Genomic DNA, 19,567 nt, shown 5'->3' on the forward strand with positions numbered 1-19,567 from the left:
GTGGCACTACAGCGTTGTCACAAACGCTTCCATTTTCTTGCGCTGATCCGGATCAGGCAACAGACCGCGCATGGCGCCCAGATTGTCAGTCATGTGAGCGGGGTCAGCGGTGCCCGGAATAACGGCCGTTACTCGCGAATCGGCGAGCAGAAATTTTAGAAAGAACTGGCTCCAGTCTTCGGCAAAGCCGTGCGCCCAATCCGGCACCGGCTTGCCGCGCACAGCGCGAAAGAGCCGGCCATGTCCGAGCGGCAGGGCGGTGAGCACTGCCGCCTTGACATCGGCCGCCAACGGCAGGACGCGCTTCTCTGCCTCGCGATCGCCGAGCGAGTAGTCAATCTGCACAAAATCCGGCTTCTCGCGCCGAAGCACTGCCTCAACCGCGGGAAAGTCGTCGTGGCTCGTCGAAGTTATCCCAATATAGCGACACAAGCCCTGCGCCTTCCAATCCTTGAATCGAGCGAGCGATTGCTTCGGATCGCTAACATTATGCAATTGCAACAGATCGAAGTTTTGCATCTGCAATCGCTTCTGCGAACGCTTGAGTTCGGCGGCGTCCGGGTCTTCGAGCTTGGTGGCGAGGAAGATCTTGTCGCGCAACCCGGCCGGCACGATGGTCTCGCCGAGCACGGCCTCGGCATCGCCATAAACCGAGGAGGTATCGATCAGGCGACCGCCCCCAGCGATCAAGGCATGCAGCACCGCCGCCGCCTTCCCTCGCGTTTCTTCATCGTTGGTGTCGAATACGCGCGAGGTACCGAGCCCAACCGCCGGCAGCTGTTCGCCGGTTTTTGGGATGGCGCGCGTGAGCACGGTCGAAGTCTGTGCAGGCGCCGGCGAAACCATGCATGCCAGGGCGCCGGCGACGACAAATTGACGACGGGTCAGAGCGACGCTCATGCGCTTTCTCCTTTCAACGCTTCCGTCTCTATGAGTGCGGCGCGACGTTGTTGCGTTCGGCCGAGAGCTATCGAGAGAAGAAGCCATGCAGCCACCACGGGTATGGCGACCAGTGCTATACCGCCAAACTTGAGCCCCAGCGCCTGCAGGCTGCTGAAAACCCAGCCATATGCGGCATCCGAGCCACGATAAATTACGACGTCGATCAGGTTCTTCGCCTTATATTTCTCGCCACGCCCAAGGACGGTGAAAAAGACCTGCCGCGCTGGATTGGCGATCGCGAAATTCATCCAGCGCTGGACCACCTGGAGAGCGATCACCACTGCCAATGTGGGCGCCAGGAACAGCGCGGCAAATCCGAAAATATAAGCGGCGGGCAAGGCTCCGGCCGCAGCACCGGTGCCGAAACGCTTGAGCACCTGCGCGGTGGCGAATACCTGTGTCGCCAAGCTCAGAAGGCCGACAGCAAGATCGATGCCGGCGAAAATGCGCGTCTGCGTATCGCGATCATGCACCGCTGCAGCAATGATATTGGCCTGTTCAAGGTACACGATGGTGGCGCCAAACGACAACAGGCTGACCCACGCGGCGATGCCAAGCAAATAGGGTGAGCGGATCAACTCCGGCAGGGCGGCGAAGGCATTGCCGCCGATGCGCGTCGGCTCAGCGCGAACGGCAGCGTGCCCGCCGGCCGGTGCGGTGGCCGAGCGCTCCAGCCGATATGCGCAAAAGACCGCCACTTCCAACAGCGCCGCAGCTGGAATGAGAAGATTGACGGAGCCAAGCGGCTTCGAAAGCCCGATGGTGATGATCGGCCCCAATAGTCCGCCGGCGGTGCCTCCCGCGCCGATAAAGCCGAACAGGCGCTTGCCCTGCTCGGCGGTAAAGAGGTCCGCCATGAAGGACCAAAACACCGCGACCGCGAACAGGCTGAAGACGCTGACCCACACGAAGAAGACGCGAGCGACCTCCATGGGCGCGATGTTAAGCGTCAGCAGAAGCCAGAAGACGGCAAGGTTGATGACGAAGAAGTGGAAGACGATTGGAATGAAGCGCGCACGCGGCAGCCGAGATACCAAGGCGCCGTAAAGCGGTTGCGCTGCAATCAGCGCAACGAAAGTCGCGGTGAGCAGCCAAGGGAGATGCTGCACGCCGCCGGCAATGCCCATCTGGTCGCGGAGCGGCCGCAGCACGTAATAGCCGGCGAGCAGCGAGAAGAAATAGCCAAATGACCATAACGCCGCGGCTCGCTCCTCCTGCGTTGCCGGAACAGCAAACGCAAGACCTCGTTTTCCCGCAGCGATGATGCTTCCCAGGGAGCGAGCTTGAGACCCGGAAACGTCGTTCCGCTGCGATCTCGTCATGGCAGCGACAGTTTCTGTTTCAACTCGGCCGCGCTCACCTGCTGGCCGTAGCCCGGACCGCCCTGCTGGAACCTGCGCGCGTCGGCAAGTTTACCGACCACTACCGGATCGAAGCCTGCATCGCGGACGAGCCCGGCCGCAGTCTGCATCGCCTCGTCGTCATCGCCGGCAATCGGAATGGCCAACCTTGGAGCGGAACGATTGGCCTCGCTGGCAAGGACCTTGTAGTTGAGCGTGTTGAACGCGCGCACTAGCCGCGTCCCTGCAAGGTATTTCTGGGAAACCACGCCGATGCCGTCCCGCTCGACCTCGGCGACGATCGCATCGCCATCGCGCCGTGCAATCGCGTTCCCAGCATCAAGAACGATCTTGCCTTTTAGTGCGGCGCCATAGTCCTGGCCCATTTGCGGCAATGCGCGGTAGGGTATGGCTAGGAACACCACATCGCCGAACGCGATCGCCTGTTCGATCGTGCCGGCTTTCGCCAACTCGCCGAGGCCCCCGACCAAATCCTTGAGCTCATCGGGATGGCGCGAGGAAAACAGGACCGGATGACCGGCCTTGACCCAGAGCGTGCCGACTGTGCCGCCGATATGGCCCGAGCCGATAATACCGATGCGGGTCTTGCTTTGGGCGTCGGCGCGTGCCGGCCGCACGACCATCCCGAGGATCAGCGCCGCGCCGGCACTCAACAGAGCGCGACGTTCGAGATTGATCCCACTGCGTGGGTCTTCGAGTCGAATGCTGGCGGCTTCGATGGCTTCTTGCCTGGGCATGCAAGCCTCCTTGCATCCCCCTTCAGCTTCAATGCGATATCGGTCTTTCCGGCTCCAAGATCAAAGTCGATGCCATCATTTCTCAGTGATCGACAGCGCGGCGATCACGCGTGTGCCGTCCCGCGACGTGTTGGGCGAGCCACTGTTGCAGGCCGAAGCCTCGTTAGCCAACGCGGCAGTGAGTATCCACGGCTCGTTGTAGCATCGGCGCATAGTGCGCAAAGTCTGGCGTGCGCATTCCAGCGATCTTTCCGGCATCGTCGAGATAGCGAACCCTCACGATCTCCTTGATGTTCGGGTGCTTTTCGAATTCCTCGATCTCGGCCGGGCTCATAGGGCCGCCCTGAAGCTTCAATGAGTGCACGGACGCCGGAGACAACTGTGCAAAATAGTTGGGGTCGGTCGCGCAAATACAGCGCTTGGCGGCCACGTGCTGCCGCACGCAATCGACGACTATGCTCGGGAAGAAGCGTTCCACGACCCGGGCGCCCGCTTCTTCGTGATGCTTGTCCACGGTGTCGTCCATCGAGAAGGTGCCGAACTCGCTGGTGAGCACAAGCAACGAATACCGACAGCAAGGCATCGATTTCATTATGGATAAGCAGCACGACACCCTGCCCCTGTTGGAATGGATCCGGGTCTTCGAGGCGGCGGCGCGTTTGGGCAGTTTCACCGCTGCAGCCAAGGAACTCGGCCTCACCCAGGCTGCCGTCAGCCAGCGCATCCGCAATCTCGAACTGAAGCTCGCCACGCAGCTGTTCGACCGGCAGGCGCGCGGGGTCTGCTTGTCGACGCAGGGGGAGGCATGGCTGCCGCACGTCCAGACCGCGCTGGCCCAGCTTGCACACAGTGCCGCCAATCTGTTCGCGGCCCCACGGCGCAAGATCATCATCGCGGCCTCTTCGTCGGTCATCGAGCTATGGATCGTTCCGCGTCTTGCCGAAATCGCGCGTCGCCTTCCGCACCTCCAGCTGTCCTTCGAGACCATCCAGCGCCTGCCGGACTACTCGCGGACGGAGGCCGGTTATTGGATCACCTGGCCGCGCAGCCGTCCCAACGTTGCCGAACATCGCACTCTGATCGACTGCCTGGCTCTGCCAGCTGAAGCAGCCTCCGGGTATCGGGCTTGACGCTGCGTTCGCCGTTTCGGCGGCTGGCATAAAGGATGATCTCGGAAAGACGCGGACTTTTCGGATAAGACCATGCTCAGAAACAAAAGCCTGGGGCACGATGGCGATCAACAGGGAGCGATCGTGCCGGGCGGGTTCTGAAAATCGGAAATGGAGAAATCTCGAATGGCCCCTCATGACGCAATCGGCGCTATCGCTGAAGAAGCCATCTCCTGGCGGCGACAGATCCATCAGCATCCGGAACTGCTGTTCGACCTGCCGAAGACGTCAGCGCTGGTGGCGGAGAAACTGAAGGAGTTCGGCTGCGATGAGGTCGCGACAGGGATTGCCAAATCCGGTGTGGTCGCGGTCATCAAGGGTCGCCGCGGAGACGGACGCACGATCGGGCTCAGGGCAGACATGGACGCGCTGCCGATGTCGGAGCAGACCAACCTTCCGCATGCTTCGAAGGTGGAAAACATGATGCATGCCTGTGGCCATGACGGCCACACGGCCATGCTGCTGGGCGCCGCCAAGCATCTTTCCGCCACACGCGATTTCGCCGGCACTGTGGTGCTGGTCTTCCAGCCTGCTGAAGAAGGCGGCGCCGGCGCCCGGGTGATGATCGAGGAGGGCCTGCTGGAGCGCTTCGGCATCGACGAGGTCTTCGGCATGCACAACGAGCCGGGGCTCGACGTCGGTTCCTTTGCGATCCGGCCCGGCGCGATCATGGCGGCGGGCGACCGCTTCGTCGTGACGCTCAGGGGGCGCGGCGGCCATGCGGCCTCTCCACATCTGACGCCCGATCCGGTGGTCGCCGGCGCCCATCTGGTCACGGCACTGCAGTCAATCGCGTCGCGCTACACCGATCCGTTCGATCCTGTTGTCGTCTCCGTCACCTATTTCAACGCCGGCCGGCCCAACGCCCTCAATGTGATCCCAGCGGCTATCGAGATCGGAGGTACGATCCGAACCGTCGAGGCGAAGACGCGCAAGGCGGTGGGAGCCCGCTTCCGCGACATCGTCACTACCACCGCAAAGCTGTTCGAGACCGAGGCCGAGATCGACTGGCGACCGGGCTATCCGGTGACCGTCAACAATCCGCAGATGACCGTTGCCGCGATCTCGGCGGCATCGAGCATAGCCGGGGAAAAGAAGGTGGACGGCAACTGGCCCTGCACCATGGGCTCCGAGGATTTTTCCTACATGCTGGAAAAGCGGCAGGGCGCGTTCATCTGGATCGGCAACGGCGACTCCGCCGATCTCCACCATCCCGCCTATGACTTCAATGACGGGGCGATCGTGCACGGCATTCGCTACTGGACCGAACTGGTGTCACAGCGACTGAACGGCTGAAGAAAAAGCAACTCATCCTCATGAGACGGAGGCGGCACCGCCTCCGTCGGGAAAAGAACCTCTGGTCTTCGAGGTGATGTAATAAGCACGTGAACGGGCAGCGCCAATTCGAGGGCCGGCTTTGCCGTGAGAATATTCCTCTGAACGGCCAATTTTGGGAATTTCATTCCTGTCAAATCCCGTCTAGTCCGGGCAATTGTGCATCCACCGGGACCCGGATTGTCCAGACCAAGGCCGATTGCATGCTACGATTAGTCACCTGTCATCGAATGTGCAGCGTCTTCGTATGACGCGACGGCGATGCTATTTCGCCGGGATGACCTGACTGAAACGTGAGCTAAAAATGAAACTCCCAACTGTCGCGGCCGGTGCCGTCCGGCATGAGCGCGCAGAAGCCGCGCCCATGGTCACGTTTGAGCGCGTGACCAAACGCTATGGCAGCGACGCGAAATCCTTCACCGCGCTCGATGATGTCGACATGACCGTCGGCCGCAGCGAGATCACCGGCATCATCGGCCGCTCCGGCGCCGGCAAATCCACGCTCATCCGGCTTGTCAACGGCCTCGAAAAGGCAAGTTCGGGTCAGGTGGTGGTCGACGGAACCGAGGTTGGCCGGCTGAACGACGCCGGTCTGCGCGGCCTGCGTCGCGAGGTCGGGATGATCTTCCAGCATTTCAACCTGCTGTCATCGCGCACCGCATTCGACAATATAGCGTTGCCGCTCGAGATCGCCGGTTTGGACCGGGCTGCGATCAAGGCGAAGGTGGGCCCGCTTCTCGATCTCGTCGGCCTCGGCGACAAGGCGGAGCGCTACCCGTCGGAGCTTTCCGGCGGGCAGAAGCAGCGCGTCGGCATCGCCCGGGCGCTCGCTACGTCGCCGAAGCTCCTGCTGTCGGACGAAGCCACCTCCGCGCTCGACCCGGAAACCACGCAGTCGATCCTGGCGCTTCTGAAGCAGATCAACGCCGAGTTCGGCCTGACCGTGCTGTTGATCACGCACGAGATGGAAGTGGTCAAGACCATCGCCAGCCACGTCGCGGTCATCGACAAAGGGCGCATCGTCGAACAGGGTCCCACCTTCGACATTTTCACAGCGCCCAAACATGAGACGACGCGGATCCTCCTCTCCTCCGCGCTGGGCACCAACCTGCCGGAATGGCTGCGCTCCGACCTGAAGCCGGAGCCTTCGGCGGGCGACCGCATTCTCGTACGGCTCACCTTCTTCGGCGCGACGGCCTTCCAGCCGCTGACGGCGCAACTCGTCACCGAGATCGGCGGAAACGTCAACATTCTTGCCGGCGCCATCGAGGAGATCGCTGGAGAGCCTTTTGGCACGCTGGTCGTCGCCTATCCGGCCACACCCGAAGTCCTCGAGCGTGCCAACCGCTTCTATGCCGCAACCGGCCTTTCCACGGAGGTGCTGGGCTATGTCGCCTGAGATGCTTTTTGGCCTGCTCTGGAAATCGCTGCTGCAGACACTGCATATGGTGGCCGTATCCGGTCTCGTCGGGTCGCTGATTGGCCTGCCGATTGGCGTGTTCCTCGCCACGAGCGGTAAGGACGAGCTTTTCCCGGCACCGGCGCTCAACAAGGCGATCGGGCTTGTCGTCAATGCGGCTCGTTCTACGCCGTTCATCATCCTGGTCGTGGCAATCATTCCGTTCACCCGCCTTTTGACCGGCACGTCGATCGGCACCACGGCAGCCATCGTGCCCTTGACCATCGCCACCGTTCCGTTCTTCGCCCGCCTGGTTGAGGCCGCGATCAGGGAGATCGACAAGGGGCTGATTGAGGCCGCGCGCGCCATGGGCGCGACGCCAATGCAGATCGTATTCAAGGTGCTTCTGGCCGAGGCTCGGCCCGCCATTCTGCTCGCCTTCACCATGACCATCGTCAGCCTGATCGGCTATTCGGCGATGGTCGGCGCGGTCGGCGGCGGCGGTCTAGGCGATCTCGGCATCCGCTACGGCTATCAGCGCTTCATGCCTGAGGTGATGCTGGCCGTGGTGATCGTGCTGATCGTTCTTGTGCAGCTCGTCCAGAGCGCGGGCGACGCGCTTGCCCGGCGCTTCGACAAGCGAAACCGCAAGAGCTGACTTTCCCCCTCCCAAGTCGTGTAACATCAAGGAGATACACATGATGAAGTTCCTCGTCACGGCGGCCCTCGCCGCCCTCATCAGCGTCCCGGCGTTGGCCGAAGACATCAAGATCGGCGTCACGCCCGGCGAACACGCGCAGATCATGGAAAAGGTCAAGGAAGTCGCCGCCAAGAAGGGCCTCAATATCGAGATCCTGGAATTCTCCGACTACGTGGTGCCGAACCAGGCGCTCGCCGACGGCGACCTCAACGCCAACTCCTTCCAGCATCAACCCTATCTCGATAACCAGATCGCCGATCGCGGTTTCGATCTCGTCAGCGTCGGCAAGACCATCACCACGCCCATGGGCGTCTATTCCAAGAAGGTGAAAAACCTCGGCGAGCTCGCTGATGGTGCAACCGTCGCCATCCCGAACGACCCGACCAACGGCGGCCGCGCGCTTCTCGTTCTCGCCAAGGAAGGGCTCATCAAGGTCAAGCCGGAAGCCGGCCTGAAGGTGGGCCCCGCCGACATCATCGAAAACCCGAAGAACATCCAGATCTCCGAACTCGACGCCGCGCAGCTTCCGCGTTCGCTGGATGACGTGGACGCCGCCGTCATCAACACCAACTACGCGATGGAAGCTGGCCTGCACCCGAAGACCGACGCCATCGCCATCGAGGGCAGCGAATCTCCCTACGCCAACGTGATCGTCGTGCGCAGCGCCGACAAGGACGCGCCGTGGGTCAAGACGCTTGTCGAGTCCTACCATGACGACAGCATCAAGGCGTTCATCAACGACGAGTTCAAGGGCGCGCTGATCCCGTCCTGGTAATCGGCGCTCGGGCCTGGCCCGATGCTGCAAATCGCCCGAACTGCGATGCCCGGCTGGCCCAGTGCCGCCGGGCGTCGCGCACTTTTTGGATTTACGAGACGGATTCACTAGCGCGATTTTGTCGGTAGCCGACGCTAGGCGCGGGACGTCTCGCGCAGAAAATCCCGGGGCGCCAAAGCGATGTCGGCAAGCGTGTAACGATCGAGCGCGCTCTGGAACGACGACAGGGCGTCGTGCAGCATACCGGAAAGCCTGCAACACTGCGTGATCGTGCATTGGTTGCCCGTCGCGAAGCATTCGACCAGGGCGAAGTCTGGTTCGGTCAGCCGGATCACGTCGCCTATGCGGATGTCTTCTGGCCGGCGGCCGAGAGTAAGCCCGCCTGACCTGCCGCGAACCGCGACAAGATATCCGGCGCGGGTCAGTGTGTTGGCAACCTTGTTTAGATGTGTCTTCGATACGCCGAAGGCACGCGCCGTCTCCTCGATCGTGAACAGCCGGTCCTCAGCGGACGCCGCGAACATCAGCATGCGCAGCGTGTAGTCGGAGAAATTCGTCAGCCTCATTTTGATCCAACCTTCGCATGCCGACCCTGCCGACTGTCCCGGAAGGTCATAGCCTATCGGCCGTGATCGGCTCGACAGTCAACGTGTTTTCACCGCGATTGTGGGCCAGTGCAAGGCGGAATGAATGGGCGATGCGGAAAGCCCGTTCCATGAACAGCGCCGCAATCTCCGGCGGGCAGAGATTTCGGACGGTTGCGCGAAACAAACCAAGCCATCGCCGGAAGTGATGTTCGCCCAGCCCCGGAAGCGCCAGATGCGGCGGCAGCGGGCGGCCGTCATAGCGGCCGGTGCGCAGCATCAAGGACGACCAGAAATCGCACATTTTTGCCAGATGCCGTGGCCAATCATGCGGCGCGATGGCCCCGTTGAACACCGGTCCGAGCAGGGCGTCCTTGCGAATCTCGTCATAGAAGCCGTGAACCACATCGTGGATCATCTGCTCGTCCAACTGCTCGGGCAGCACCCGGCCGTCGATGACGATGGTTGGTTTGTCCTTTGCGCCTACGCTCATGCCTGCACTCCGCCGTCAGCCAGTTCGCTGCGGCCCTTAGTCGTCCAACTATGATGGGTATGTGATGCGAACAGGCTTCACTATGTGGGTTAAAACATATATCGTCAATCTATCTTTATGCCGCACTGACGATCAGGAGGCCAGATGAGGATCGAGTTTGACGAGACCGGAGATTATGTCCTGGACCCGACATTCCTGGCGCATAGGCTTTCGATGGAGGCGAACGAACTTCGGCGCCGCATGCGCCTCGGCCTCGTGACAAGCCTGGTCGAGCGTGGCGTCGACAACGACGAAGGCCGCAAGCGCCTGACTGTGCGCAACGGACACGCGGTCTGGCGTGGCATCATCGACGCTGACAACTGCATTGTCAGCGAGGAGTCGATCGACCTCAGACAATTTCCCGCCTTGGGAGGCTAGTTGGGCTCATCGATCATCTGCCCGGCGGAATGCGCTGGGTAGCACCCGACCAAGGTTAGCTATCCAAGAAATTAAAAACAGAAAGGCACCATGATGGATCAACGTTCGGAAAGCACGCTTGTGCCGATGCTAATCGGCGGCTTGTTGCTATGTATCGTGGGATACGTAGTGGTCATGATCTTCGTGTGAACGGCATAGTGGCAACAAACTCTGAGCTTCCAGAAGTTATATTACATCACCCGCTAGGCGTTTTATCTTCTCGAATTATCTCGCCGCAACGGCTGCCGGTTCCAGTTGGGTGGAACTGTCCAGCGGGGCAACATCCTCTGCGGCATCGATCTGGTTCGCCGCACGGACGGAAGGAAGGTGTTCAGTGTCCCCGGATCGCTTCTCACGACGACTTCAGGGCCAAGATGGGTAAGAAGGCGGCCGGCGCCGTTTGGCTGAATGAGGATCTCCAGTCGCAGTGCGCCTAGAACCGATGGTTCTCGGCGCACTATGATAACCGCACCCCCCGCAAAAACATCCGATTGGATCGCTGGGAGTCTATCCAGGAGAAGAGCGGCTGCTTTCAGAATGGCGGCACACCCGAGCTCGCTCTGCTTCGCTGCGCCCGGAGCGGATGAAAAGTTCGGCACGTCGCTCAGCGAAATAGCGCAACACAACTAAGATCTGCTTCCTGGCGTAGCGCGTCAGGGAAGTCGATCCGCAGCTGCTGTGAGTTCGAGACGCCTCGTTGACCGCCTCTACTTCAGCCCCAGCTTTTTCCTCAGTTCGGCGTTCTCCTTGCGGAGACGTTCCGCAAGCAGGCTCTTCAGTCGTTTGTTTTCTTCCTCGAGCGCCAGAAGACCTTTGAGATCGTTGCTTTCTGATGCGGGGACTGCAGCCTTCTTCCAGTGGTAGTAGGTCTGCTCCGAGACACCGGCCTGCTTGACCGCGCTTCTGATACTCGCGCCGCGACCGATCGACTGCTCGATATCTCCAAGCATTCGAGCGCGTTCCTTTTCGGAGTAGATCTTTCGACCGGTCCGAACTGCTGCTGTCGGGGCTTCAGCCATCTGGGCGGCTGGCTTGGCGCCACTCTTGCGAGCAGACGGCTTGGGTTCAGCCTTTGCCTTCCGCGATCGCCGTACCTTCTTCTTCGCTTCAGGTGCCTGAGATTCGGTGGCGCTCTGTTCTTGTTCAGTTTCTTGAGGGTCGGCCATGTGATCCTCCACTAACGGGTTGTGGCTGTCTCCAGCATCAATCGCTAGCGCATTAGAGTCAATAAGCTGACTGTCTGTCCACTCGATGGGAGCGAACTCTTTTGTTGTCTCAGCTACAAGAGCAGGCAGATCGATATCACCCCAGATCGAACGACTTCGTCCCTGCATGCCGCGCTTCTGTTTGACCTCCACGGTGAACGGTCGAGTCTGTCGCCTCATGAATTCCTTCCTTGAAAAGACACGACTTCCTCAAGAAGTCGCTGTTTGGCGAGAAGCCAACGTCCTGACACCCATCTCTCGCGCCGAGCTTTATCGGATGAGACCGGCGACGAGCAAGCAGCGTTCAGGCGGTCTGTCTTCAGGCAGCTGAGGCTCGTTCGAGCCAGGTCGACAGGCGGCATGCCTCTGTACTCAGAACTTCCCTGCGCAAGAGCGAAATTGAAGGCGTTCCCCTTGAAGCCCGCCCGCAATTTTCCTTCCACTGCAAGTTGGAACTCAGCGAGATGAATTCATCTCGTCCTTTGATGAGATCAATCTGTGCGAAACTAAATTGCGGTCTGGCAGCCCTTTGACACAGAATCGGCGTGCTTGCCAAGGTCCATGATCGTCTTACGGATAATGGCTTCTGCCTGCGCACGTTCCTGGCCGACAACAGGTAGGCGCGGGGCACGGACGTGTTCCGGGGCGCCGTACACCACATGTTCAGCGAGCTTAATGTACTGAACGAGCTTGACGTCGGTGTCGAGATGGAAAGCCGGCGTCATAAGTCGGTAGAGCGGTAGCGCCGAGCTGAAATCGCCGTTTCTGGCCATCTCAAAGAGTTTCACACATTCGGCCGGCCATGCATTTGTCATGCCCGACACCCAGCCGACGGCTCCTAGTGCCAAGCTCTCCAAAATGAGATCATCAACGCCACAGAAGATGTCAAAGCGCCCACCGAACACATTGAAGAGATCGGTGACCCGCCGGATATCACCGGTCTCCTCTTTGATTGCCACGATGCCGGGGACGTCCTCCAACATCTTCAAGGTCTCAACATCGACGTCGACCTTATAGGCGAGAGGGTTGTTGTAGATCATTACCGGGAGGTCGCTCGCATCAGCGATAGATTTGTACCAGGCGGCCGTCTCGCGCCGGTCGGTGCGGTAGGCGAGACTGGGGAAGGCCATCAACCCTTCCGCCCCCAACTTTTGGTAGTTGCGCGCGGCGGCGATGGCATCGTTGGTGGATAGCTCTGCCAACCCCGACAGAAGTGGTACGCGCCCGGCAACCACTTCCTTGGCAGCTCGCACCAAAGTGTCGCGTTCCGTCTGTGTCAACGAGGCGTTCTCGCCCAGCATTGGCAGCACAATGACACCAGATACGCCATTCTGGACAAGCCGATCAAGGCTAGCCTGCGTGGCATCGAGATCGACGGCACCGGATGCGTGCATCTTGGTCGTCACAGCAGGAAAGACACCATTCCAGGTCATCACTTTGGCTCCCACTTTGGTCAATCTTCGTCACTTGAAATAGTGCCGAGTGCATTCGCGCAAGCGGCATGCCCAGCCTCAGCGAGGTATCAGCGCTTCTTCCGCCAATATTGACAAATCCTTGTGACCAAGCAGGCTCGTGACCGGCCAGGCATGGTCCTCGCGGCCCGCCAACAACGCTGCCATTGCCTCACGCTTGCCCACGCCAGCGCACAGCAAGAGCACCTTCTTGGCTGCCTTCAATGTCCTGATGCCCATGGTCACACCAATGCGAGGCACGCTAGCCTCGTCTGGAAAATTCGGCCGATGCGCCCGTCGCGTGCGCTGGTCGAGTTGCACGACATGGGTATCGAGGTCCCATGGCACGCCCGGTTCGTTGAAGGCGATGTGCCCATTGGCGCCGAGCCCCAATATGGCGAGGTCTATCCCTCCGACCGCAGCAATCGCGCGATCGTAGGCACGGCATTCCTCCTCAGCGTCTGGTGCGTCCCCGCGCAGGAGACGAACCTGTTCCATGCGTACGTCGACGTGATCGATGAGGTGCCGTCGCATGAAGGCATGATAGCTGCGCGGGTTCTCGGGCGGCATGCCGGCATACTCGTCGAGATTGAACAGCTTGGCATTGCGGAAGCTGACCTCGCCGCGGCGACAGCGTTCAGCCAGACGTTCGTACATACCGATCGGCGTATCTCCGGTCGGTAGGGCCAGGCTTGTCGTCAAGCCGCCACGGAGTGACGTACATACGTAGGCAGCGGCAAGCTCTGCCATTGCGGCGCGATCTGTCACCCAAGTCACGTCAAGCTTCATCATAGTCAGTCGGCAGCCTCGGCAATTGCAGGGAACATCGTACAGTAGCGGCGATAGAGCTTCTCGTAGTCAGTACGGACAGAGGACGGCACGGCACTGGCCTCTTGCGTTGACGTTTGTCTTGGGCGGGCAACCGACGGAGCAGCCAGGAGCGCGGCGCCGATCGCGGCCGGCGAGGGGTGGTCATAGGCTGCAACGGGACGGCCAAGGATGTCGGCGAGCATCTGCAGCGTAGCCGGATGCGAGGCGGCATGCCCGGCCAGGACGACGCGCTCGATCCCCGAGGTCTCTGCCAGAATGTCGACACAGCGTCGGATCTCGAACTGCACCCCTTCCAGATAGGCGCGAGCGATGTCGTCGGCGGTATGCTGAACGGTCAGGCCATGCAGCACGCCGCGCAGGTTCGGGTTCCACAAGGCACCCTGTTCGCCACCGGCGAGATAAGGCGAGAACAGCAGGCCATTGGCGCCCGCCAGTGAGCGCGCGGCCGCCATATCAATCCGTCCGTTATCCCAGCCGAGAAGGTCATTCAGCCAGCGATAGCTCGTGCCGGTCGAAAGCAGATCCATTTCCCGGCCGAAGACGCCGTTCGTGACATGCGGGGTGAGCAAATAGCGCCTTTGCGGGTCGCGCACCGGCTTACTCAAGCTATCCATGATAATGGTGCTGGAGCCGCTGGTGATGCACACCGTCCCGCTGTCCAGCCCCGCCATGGCGTAGGCGCTGGCGACGGAGTCGGCGCAGCCGACCGCCACCGGCAATCCGGAAGGCAGGCCGAGACGAGATGCAACCGCCTCCCTGAGGCCGCTGAACGAAGCCGATGGCCGAACCGCGGGCAACATGGCAGAGGAGATGCCCCAAACGGCACACAGCTCTGGCGACCAGTTCATTGCGTCGAGGTCGTAAAGCCCATAGCCAGCCGCAGTCGAGGGATCTGTCGTCAATTCGCCTGTCAGCGCGAAATGCAGGAAATCCTTCGCTGACAGGATGGTCCCGACGCCATTGCCGAAAGCGTTCAGGTGGTGGCGGAACATCGGCGCAAGATATCGTCCGTCGATGGGCATACCCGTGCGGTTGTACATCATCTGCCGCTTGGGTTCGTCGAGGAAGCGCGAAGCCCATGCATCGGCTCGGCTGTCCATCCAGGTGATGGCGGAAGGCAACGGCCTATCGCCGTCCAGGCAAACGAGGGTCGGCAGTTGACCGGTCAAGCCGATGGCTGAGACGTTCTTGGCTACGTTCCTGCCGAGCTGGGTCACCGATGACTCCACGGCCGTCAGCCAGTCGGCCGGATTCTGCTCTGCTTGCCCGGGCAAGTCTCTGGTTAGCGGGAACGGAGCCTCAGTCGTGGCGATGATGTCGCCTGAGGTCGACATAGCCACGCATTTGACGGCCGAGGTGCCGAGATCAATGCCGAGGATGACGCTATCATTCTTCATCGAGGCGCCTGAACAGGAAACAAGCACTGAAGGCTTCGCAGGCCTGATGACTGCACGAAAAGGCGTCTCCCCGAAAGCTCAATGTTTCGCCTTCACCGCACGCATGGCCTCGCCCGCAATGGCAACTGTTTGGGCAATGTCGTCGTCAGTGTGGGCAAAGGAGACAAAAAGGTTCTCAAGCGCCCCCGGGTGGAAAAGAACGCCGCGATCGAGCATCTCCTCCCACCAAGTCCGAAACACATCGTGGCGAGCATGGCGAGCGGCGTCGCGATAGTGACGGATTGGCTGGTCGGCAAACCACAGCTGCATGACCGGCCCGACCGCTGTGACGTATGCCGGGATTTGATTATCTGCGATGACCTTGGACAATCCATCGACTAGCTTTTGGCACCGCCCATAGAGCGCATCGTAGATGCCGGGTGTGGCAAGATGGTCGAGCGTAGCATTGGCTGCCGTCACAGCAATTCCGTTGGCGCTGTAGGTGCCAGCCATGGAGACTGTCCCATCGGCCACGAGCGCCATAATGTTCTTACGCCCACCCAGCGCGGCGACTGGGAAGCCGCCGCCAAGGCCTTTGGCGAAGGTGGAAAGGTCGGGCTCCAAGCCATAGTATCCTTGAGCACCTGCCAGGCTAAGGCGGAAACCGGTGATGACCTCGTCGCAGATCAGAATGATGCCAGCTTTGGCCGTAAGCTCGCGCATCGCCTCTAGATAGCCAGGCTCGGGCAGGATACAGCCGGTGTTGCACATGACCGCCTCGGTGATAACAGCCGCAATATGGTGCCCTTCCCGAGCGATTGCTTCGCGCAGCGCTTCCACGTCGTTCCACGGCAGGATGATCAGTGAATCATCGAGACCGGCAGGCATACCAGGTCCCTGCGGAACCGCTCTCGGCGCCTTGTCAGGCCCAGCCGTTTCGATCGTCGGGTGCTTGCTCCAGTAAACGCCATCAGAGAAGCCATGATACATGCCTTCGAAGCGGATGAGTTTCTTTCGACCGGTAAACGCACGCGCCAAACGCACGGCATACAAGACCGCTTCCGTGCCCGTATTGCAAAGACGTACTTGCTCGATTGCCGGCACGGCTGCGATGATCTTTTCAGAAAGGGCGATTTCGTCTGCCGCAGGCATCGCAAAAACAGTGCCACGATTCTGAATAAAATCCACCACGGCCTGTGTGATCTTCTGCGGCCTGTGACCAAGGATCATTGGCCCGAGGCCAAGCAGGTAGTCGATGTACTCATTTCCATCAATGTCAAAGAGACGCGATCCAGTGCCGCGGTCAACAAACAGCGGATATGGGTCCCAGCCTGACCATACAGCGCGCGCCGTGCTGTTAACGCCGCTCGGAATGACTTCGTAGGACCGTGCAAAGCAGTCTCGGCTTCGGGTAGTGCGCGAGGGCGTTTTGTAAGCAGGCATGAGGTTCTCTCCCCCTGAGGAACAGCTTCACAGCTTTGCTTACTTATTATAATGAGTATAATGTCTTGTCAATGCTGGCACGAGGCCTGGAAAATGTCTGGGAAGCCCGCCTCAGACGCTGCCCTTGCTTGCCCGGGGTATACCCGGGTCCCGCTCCCCCTTTCGGCCAAAGCCTAATCGGTAAAGGTCCGCGAATACCGATTTCCGTCCCGCGTCACCGACACGACCTTGCCGTCGACCATTGGCCCAAGGATCAGACGCTCGGGCGCGTGGATTTCGGCGCCGACCCGGAACTTGCCCGGCTCCTGCTCGACCAGTTCCAGGTCTTCACTTGGTGCCTCGACTCCACCCGGCGCAATTAGAAACAGGCGCTCGTCACGCAGCACGATTCGGAAATTTGTGAACCAGGGCGAATGCGAGCGATAGTGGCCGACGCAGGCGAGCAAAGCCTTTGCGCCCTTTGGCAACGAGGTTGGTCTGCAGCACAGTTTCAGGGGGCCGTAGTTCCAGGCAGGTCCGCCGTCCCCGGCGTCTGCTGTCGGATCGAACGTCAGATGGAATGTCCTGAAGTCGGGATGGTCCGTCGCATAGCGCGCCGACCAGCTTTTGAACACGCGGCCCGTTCTGCCGTTGCTCAAAAGCAGCAGCTTGTCTTTGTCGGCAGCGAAGGTAACGGCAACACGTTCGTTGTCCGGCCCATAAGCAGAGAAGTCGCCGAGCATCGCCGTATCGAATGTCGCGCGATCGCCGATGCTTAGATCGAGCTTGATCGGCGGGACGTCCATCTCATTGCCGGCAAGCCACGCATGCGCGATGCGAACGATCACCTGAGCTCCCGGACAGTCGCCGTTGGCGTTGGTCAGCACGGCGATGCCGATGTCATTAGCAGGATCCGCCAAAACGAAGGTGGCATAACCCACCATGCCGCCACCGTGGGTGAGGCAGCGGCTGCCATGAATGATTTCGACGTTGATACCGAGGCCGTAGAGGCTTTCCTCCACGCCAGCGTCGTCGAGGAATTCGACGATCGGCTCACCTCCAGGCGCCAGTAGGCCGATCACTTGTTGGAAAGCCGCCTCGCTGACAAGGGTCTTCCCTTCCAATCGGCCTGCACCCAGCAACATGCGCAGGAACCGACCTATGTCGGGTCCATTCGCGGCAATACTACCGTCGGATGTGTTGGTTTCGAACCAAGTCGCCGGCGCCAGTTCATCGCCGGGAATCCAAGGTCGATCGTCGCTAGCCGGCGCATAGCCTATAGCGAAGCGGTGCCGGTCGCGATTGGAGATGCAGGGAACGCTTGATGTCATTCCGAGCGGTTCAAGCAGGCGTGCCCTGCATACGTCCATCACTGGCTTGCCGGTTACAGCCGAAATGACTAGGCCGAGCAAAATGTAGCCAATGTTGGAGTAGTGGAAGGCCTCCCCGGGCGGAAATCCGGTTGAAAGCTCCCGCAGCCACCAGCCCTGGCCGAGTTCGTCCGGCAGTGCGTCCGTGCCGGCCGGCAACCCAGCGGAATGATTGAGCAGATGCCGAAGCGTGAACATCGGATAGTGCGAGCCGATGCTGAACCAGGGAAGGTAGGTGGTGACGGGAGCGTCGAGTTCGAGCTTCCCTTCTTCTGAAAGTCGAAGGATCAGGAGGCCGACGAAGGCTTTGCTGATAGAGCCTATGGCGAACAGGTGCTCGCGGCTGACCGGGAGGGCTGCATCGACATTCGCGCGCCCGAATGGCAGCTCAAACAAGGTCCTGTCGCGCGACACGGCGACGATGATGCCCCCAGGAATGGGCCAATGTTGGGTGAATTCCCCGGTCAGCTCACGCAACCGTTGCGCTACAGCGTCGGGAGATATCATTTTTCCACCTGCGCACGACTGAGCAACAACTGCAGTAATGCCCTTGTCGGCGAGCCGGTGGCGCCCACCGGCCATGGCGCGAAGCCCTGGTCAAGGTATGCGCTCGATCCGTTGTCGATATGTACCCACGGTGTTTTGCCGGCAAATGTGCTCAGGTAGGTTGCCGCCAACTGGCCGCTATCGGGCACCGACAGCGGCGCATTAGCGATGTCGGCGACCTTCGATTCAATCAGCCGCCCGTATTCCGGCCGCAACGGCAGGCGCCAGCCCGGCTCGCCCGCGGTCTCACCCGCCTCAGTCAACTCTTCCGCCAACACCTTGGAGGTGGTCCAGCACCCCCACAGCAATGGCCCGACGCCTCCGCCATCGGTAAGCGTGCCTACGTCGATGATCGCGCCGACGCCGCTACCGGCGAGATAGGCCACCGCATCTGCCAGTACCAGGCGGCCCTCGCTATCAGTGTCCGTTACCTCGGTCCGCCGCCCGTCGGGATGGGTTACCACGTCGCCGGGGCGCAAGGCATGGCTGCCTGGCATGTTCTCGGCAAGCGGCAAGATAGCCGTCACGTCCGGATCGAAACCAAGCTCCACCGCGGCGAATATGGCACCGGCCACGGCCACGGCCGCGGCCATGTCGGCTTTCATCCAGACAATTTCCTGCGGATTGCGCTTCAGGTTGATGCCACCTGAATCGAAGGTTACGCCTTTGCCTGCCAACCCCAGTTGCGCCTTTGGCCGGTCGGGATTGAAGCGCAAAACAAGAGGCTTGTTAACGCTGCCGCGGCCGACCGCGCGTGTCGCCCCGAAGCCCCGTCTGGCAAGCTCGACCTCATCCCATATCTCAACGCCGATGCCCAGCTCGCGCGCGCGTGTGGCAATCACCTTCGCCAAGTGTTCGGGAACGAGGTCGCTTGCCGGCATTTCGACCAACTCGCGCACCCAGTTGGCGGCTTTTCCAGCCGCTTTGCCGATCTCGAAGCCGCGTTCTGCACTCGACGCGTCAATCGTCAGCAGGTCGACAATTGTGCTTTTGTCCGCCCGGCTATGGCCACCAAGCAGGCAGGCTTCAGCTGCGGCCCGGATCACTGATCCAATGTCGAGCCCGAGGCCATCCAAGGCGACGACGCACCTGCCGCGTCCTTTCAAGAAGATCGCCGCCTCCATCAATACATCGCGCAAGGTGTTTGCGCTGAGAGTATCACGCGGCCCAAGGCCGACCGATAGCACGGCGGGCTCGTTTTCTGCGGAAACCAGAAGTGCCGAAAGCTGGCCGGGACGGGCTTTGAACACTGCATCCCGCCGTAGGGCCGACGCGAACCGACCTCCTTGTCGCACCGCTTCAAGCAGCTCAGCGTCGGCGAAATGTGGCCCGTTCGCCTCGGCGAATGCGGGCATCACCAGGATATCCGCATTCGCCAGGACAGAGCGGTCGCCGCTTAGCCGCAGCTCAATCAT

At 60.8% G+C, this 19,567-nt stretch carries 19 protein-coding genes; 6 read left to right on the plus strand and 13 right to left on the minus strand.

What is annotated here, in order from left to right; all coding sequences use genetic code 11:
* Positions 1-6 precede the first annotated feature (6 nt).
* The 4 genes from M2281_RS22340 to M2281_RS22355 all read right to left on the minus strand — a co-directional run bounded on the left by M2281_RS22340 (position 7) and on the right by M2281_RS22355 (position 3,566).
* On the minus strand, positions 7-900 hold the full coding sequence (locus tag M2281_RS22340; RefSeq protein ID WP_280823386.1) for an aldo/keto reductase: 894 nt from the start codon (positions 898-900) through the stop codon (positions 7-9).
* Positions 897-2,264 (minus strand): NTP/NDP exchange transporter, encoded by a 1,368-nt coding sequence (locus tag M2281_RS22345; protein WP_280823387.1) that lies wholly within the window; start codon positions 2,262-2,264, stop codon positions 897-899. The genes M2281_RS22340 and M2281_RS22345 overlap by 4 nt, the downstream gene beginning before the upstream one ends.
* Positions 2,261-2,926, minus strand: coding sequence for an NADPH-dependent F420 reductase (locus tag M2281_RS22350; protein WP_425537791.1), 666 nt, complete (start codon positions 2,924-2,926; stop codon positions 2,261-2,263). Before M2281_RS22350 ends, M2281_RS22345 begins: the two co-directional genes overlap by 4 nt.
* Positions 2,927-3,203: 277 nt before the next feature.
* Complete coding sequence (locus tag M2281_RS22355; RefSeq protein ID WP_342394285.1) at positions 3,204-3,566, minus strand: HD domain-containing protein; 363 nt, start codon at positions 3,564-3,566, stop codon at positions 3,204-3,206.
* On the opposite strand from M2281_RS22355, the gene M2281_RS22360 reads away from it, so the two are divergent.
* From M2281_RS22360 to M2281_RS22380, 5 genes are all read left to right on the plus strand, one after another.
* Positions 3,556-4,170, plus strand: a complete 615-nt coding sequence (locus M2281_RS22360; protein WP_342394287.1) for a LysR family transcriptional regulator — start codon at positions 3,556-3,558, stop codon at positions 4,168-4,170. The two genes, M2281_RS22355 and M2281_RS22360, sit on opposite strands and share 11 nt — an antisense overlap.
* A 165-nt stretch (positions 4,171-4,335) precedes the next feature.
* A complete protein-coding gene (locus tag M2281_RS22365; RefSeq protein ID WP_280823389.1) occupies positions 4,336-5,505 on the plus strand; it encodes a M20 aminoacylase family protein in 1,170 nt (389 codons plus the stop codon).
* A gap of 403 nt (positions 5,506-5,908) precedes the next feature.
* Entirely contained in the window at positions 5,909-6,943 is a 1,035-nt protein-coding gene (locus M2281_RS22370; protein WP_280823555.1) for a methionine ABC transporter ATP-binding protein, read from the plus strand.
* Complete coding sequence (locus tag M2281_RS22375; protein WP_280823390.1) at positions 6,933-7,601, plus strand: methionine ABC transporter permease; 669 nt, start codon at positions 6,933-6,935, stop codon at positions 7,599-7,601. The genes M2281_RS22370 and M2281_RS22375 overlap by 11 nt, the downstream gene beginning before the upstream one ends.
* Positions 7,602-7,641: 40 nt before the next feature.
* The gene (locus tag M2281_RS22380) at positions 7,642-8,418 is read left to right on the plus strand and encodes a MetQ/NlpA family ABC transporter substrate-binding protein (RefSeq protein ID WP_280823391.1); all 777 of its coding nucleotides are present in this window, start codon (positions 7,642-7,644) and stop codon (positions 8,416-8,418) included.
* 134 nt (positions 8,419-8,552) lie between these two features.
* On the opposite strand, the gene M2281_RS22385 is transcribed toward M2281_RS22380, so the two are convergent.
* Entirely contained in the window at positions 8,553-8,984 is a 432-nt protein-coding gene (locus M2281_RS22385) for an Rrf2 family transcriptional regulator (protein ID WP_280823392.1), read from the minus strand.
* Positions 8,985-9,030: 46 nt separating this feature from the next.
* Positions 9,031-9,495 carry a group III truncated hemoglobin gene (locus M2281_RS22390; protein ID WP_280823393.1) on the minus strand — a complete coding sequence of 155 codons (465 nt, stop codon included), beginning with the start codon at positions 9,493-9,495 and terminating at the stop codon, positions 9,031-9,033.
* A 144-nt stretch (positions 9,496-9,639) separates the two neighbouring features.
* On the opposite strand from M2281_RS22390, the gene M2281_RS22395 reads away from it, so the two are divergent.
* The gene (locus M2281_RS22395) at positions 9,640-9,912 is read left to right on the plus strand and encodes a DUF6522 family protein (protein ID WP_280823394.1); all 273 of its coding nucleotides are present in this window, start codon (positions 9,640-9,642) and stop codon (positions 9,910-9,912) included.
* Positions 9,913-10,658: 746 nt separating this feature from the next.
* On the opposite strand, the gene M2281_RS22400 is transcribed toward M2281_RS22395, so the two are convergent.
* The 7 genes from M2281_RS22400 to M2281_RS22430 all read right to left on the minus strand — a co-directional run bounded on the left by M2281_RS22400 (position 10,659) and on the right by M2281_RS22430 (position 19,567).
* The gene (locus M2281_RS22400; RefSeq protein ID WP_280823396.1) at positions 10,659-11,336 is read right to left on the minus strand and encodes a transposase; all 678 of its coding nucleotides are present in this window, start codon (positions 11,334-11,336) and stop codon (positions 10,659-10,661) included.
* 326 nt (positions 11,337-11,662) lie between these two features.
* Positions 11,663-12,589, minus strand: coding sequence for a dihydrodipicolinate synthase family protein (locus M2281_RS22405; RefSeq protein WP_280823398.1), 927 nt, complete (start codon positions 12,587-12,589; stop codon positions 11,663-11,665).
* Positions 12,590-12,667: 78 nt separating this feature from the next.
* On the minus strand, positions 12,668-13,399 hold the full coding sequence (locus M2281_RS22410) for a glucosamine-6-phosphate deaminase (protein ID WP_342394288.1): 732 nt from the start codon (positions 13,397-13,399) through the stop codon (positions 12,668-12,670).
* Between the two features lie 2 nt (positions 13,400-13,401).
* Positions 13,402-14,835, minus strand: coding sequence for a xylulokinase (locus M2281_RS22415; RefSeq protein WP_280823399.1), 1,434 nt, complete (start codon positions 14,833-14,835; stop codon positions 13,402-13,404).
* Positions 14,836-14,913: 78 nt separating this feature from the next.
* The gene (locus M2281_RS22420) at positions 14,914-16,257 is read right to left on the minus strand and encodes an aspartate aminotransferase family protein (RefSeq protein ID WP_280823400.1); all 1,344 of its coding nucleotides are present in this window, start codon (positions 16,255-16,257) and stop codon (positions 14,914-14,916) included.
* A gap of 173 nt (positions 16,258-16,430) precedes the next feature.
* Positions 16,431-18,113: a serine hydrolase domain-containing protein gene (locus M2281_RS22425; RefSeq protein ID WP_280823401.1), complete on the minus strand. Its 1,683-nt coding sequence runs from the start codon at positions 18,111-18,113 to the stop codon at positions 16,431-16,433.
* A complete protein-coding gene (locus tag M2281_RS22430) occupies positions 18,110-19,567 on the minus strand; it encodes a leucyl aminopeptidase family protein (RefSeq protein WP_280823402.1) in 1,458 nt (485 codons plus the stop codon). Before M2281_RS22430 ends, M2281_RS22425 begins: the two co-directional genes overlap by 4 nt.

It is taken from the genome of Pseudaminobacter soli (ex Li et al. 2025) (genome assembly GCF_029892515.1).
Lineage (GTDB): Bacteria > Pseudomonadota > Alphaproteobacteria > Rhizobiales > Rhizobiaceae > Pseudaminobacter > Pseudaminobacter soli_A.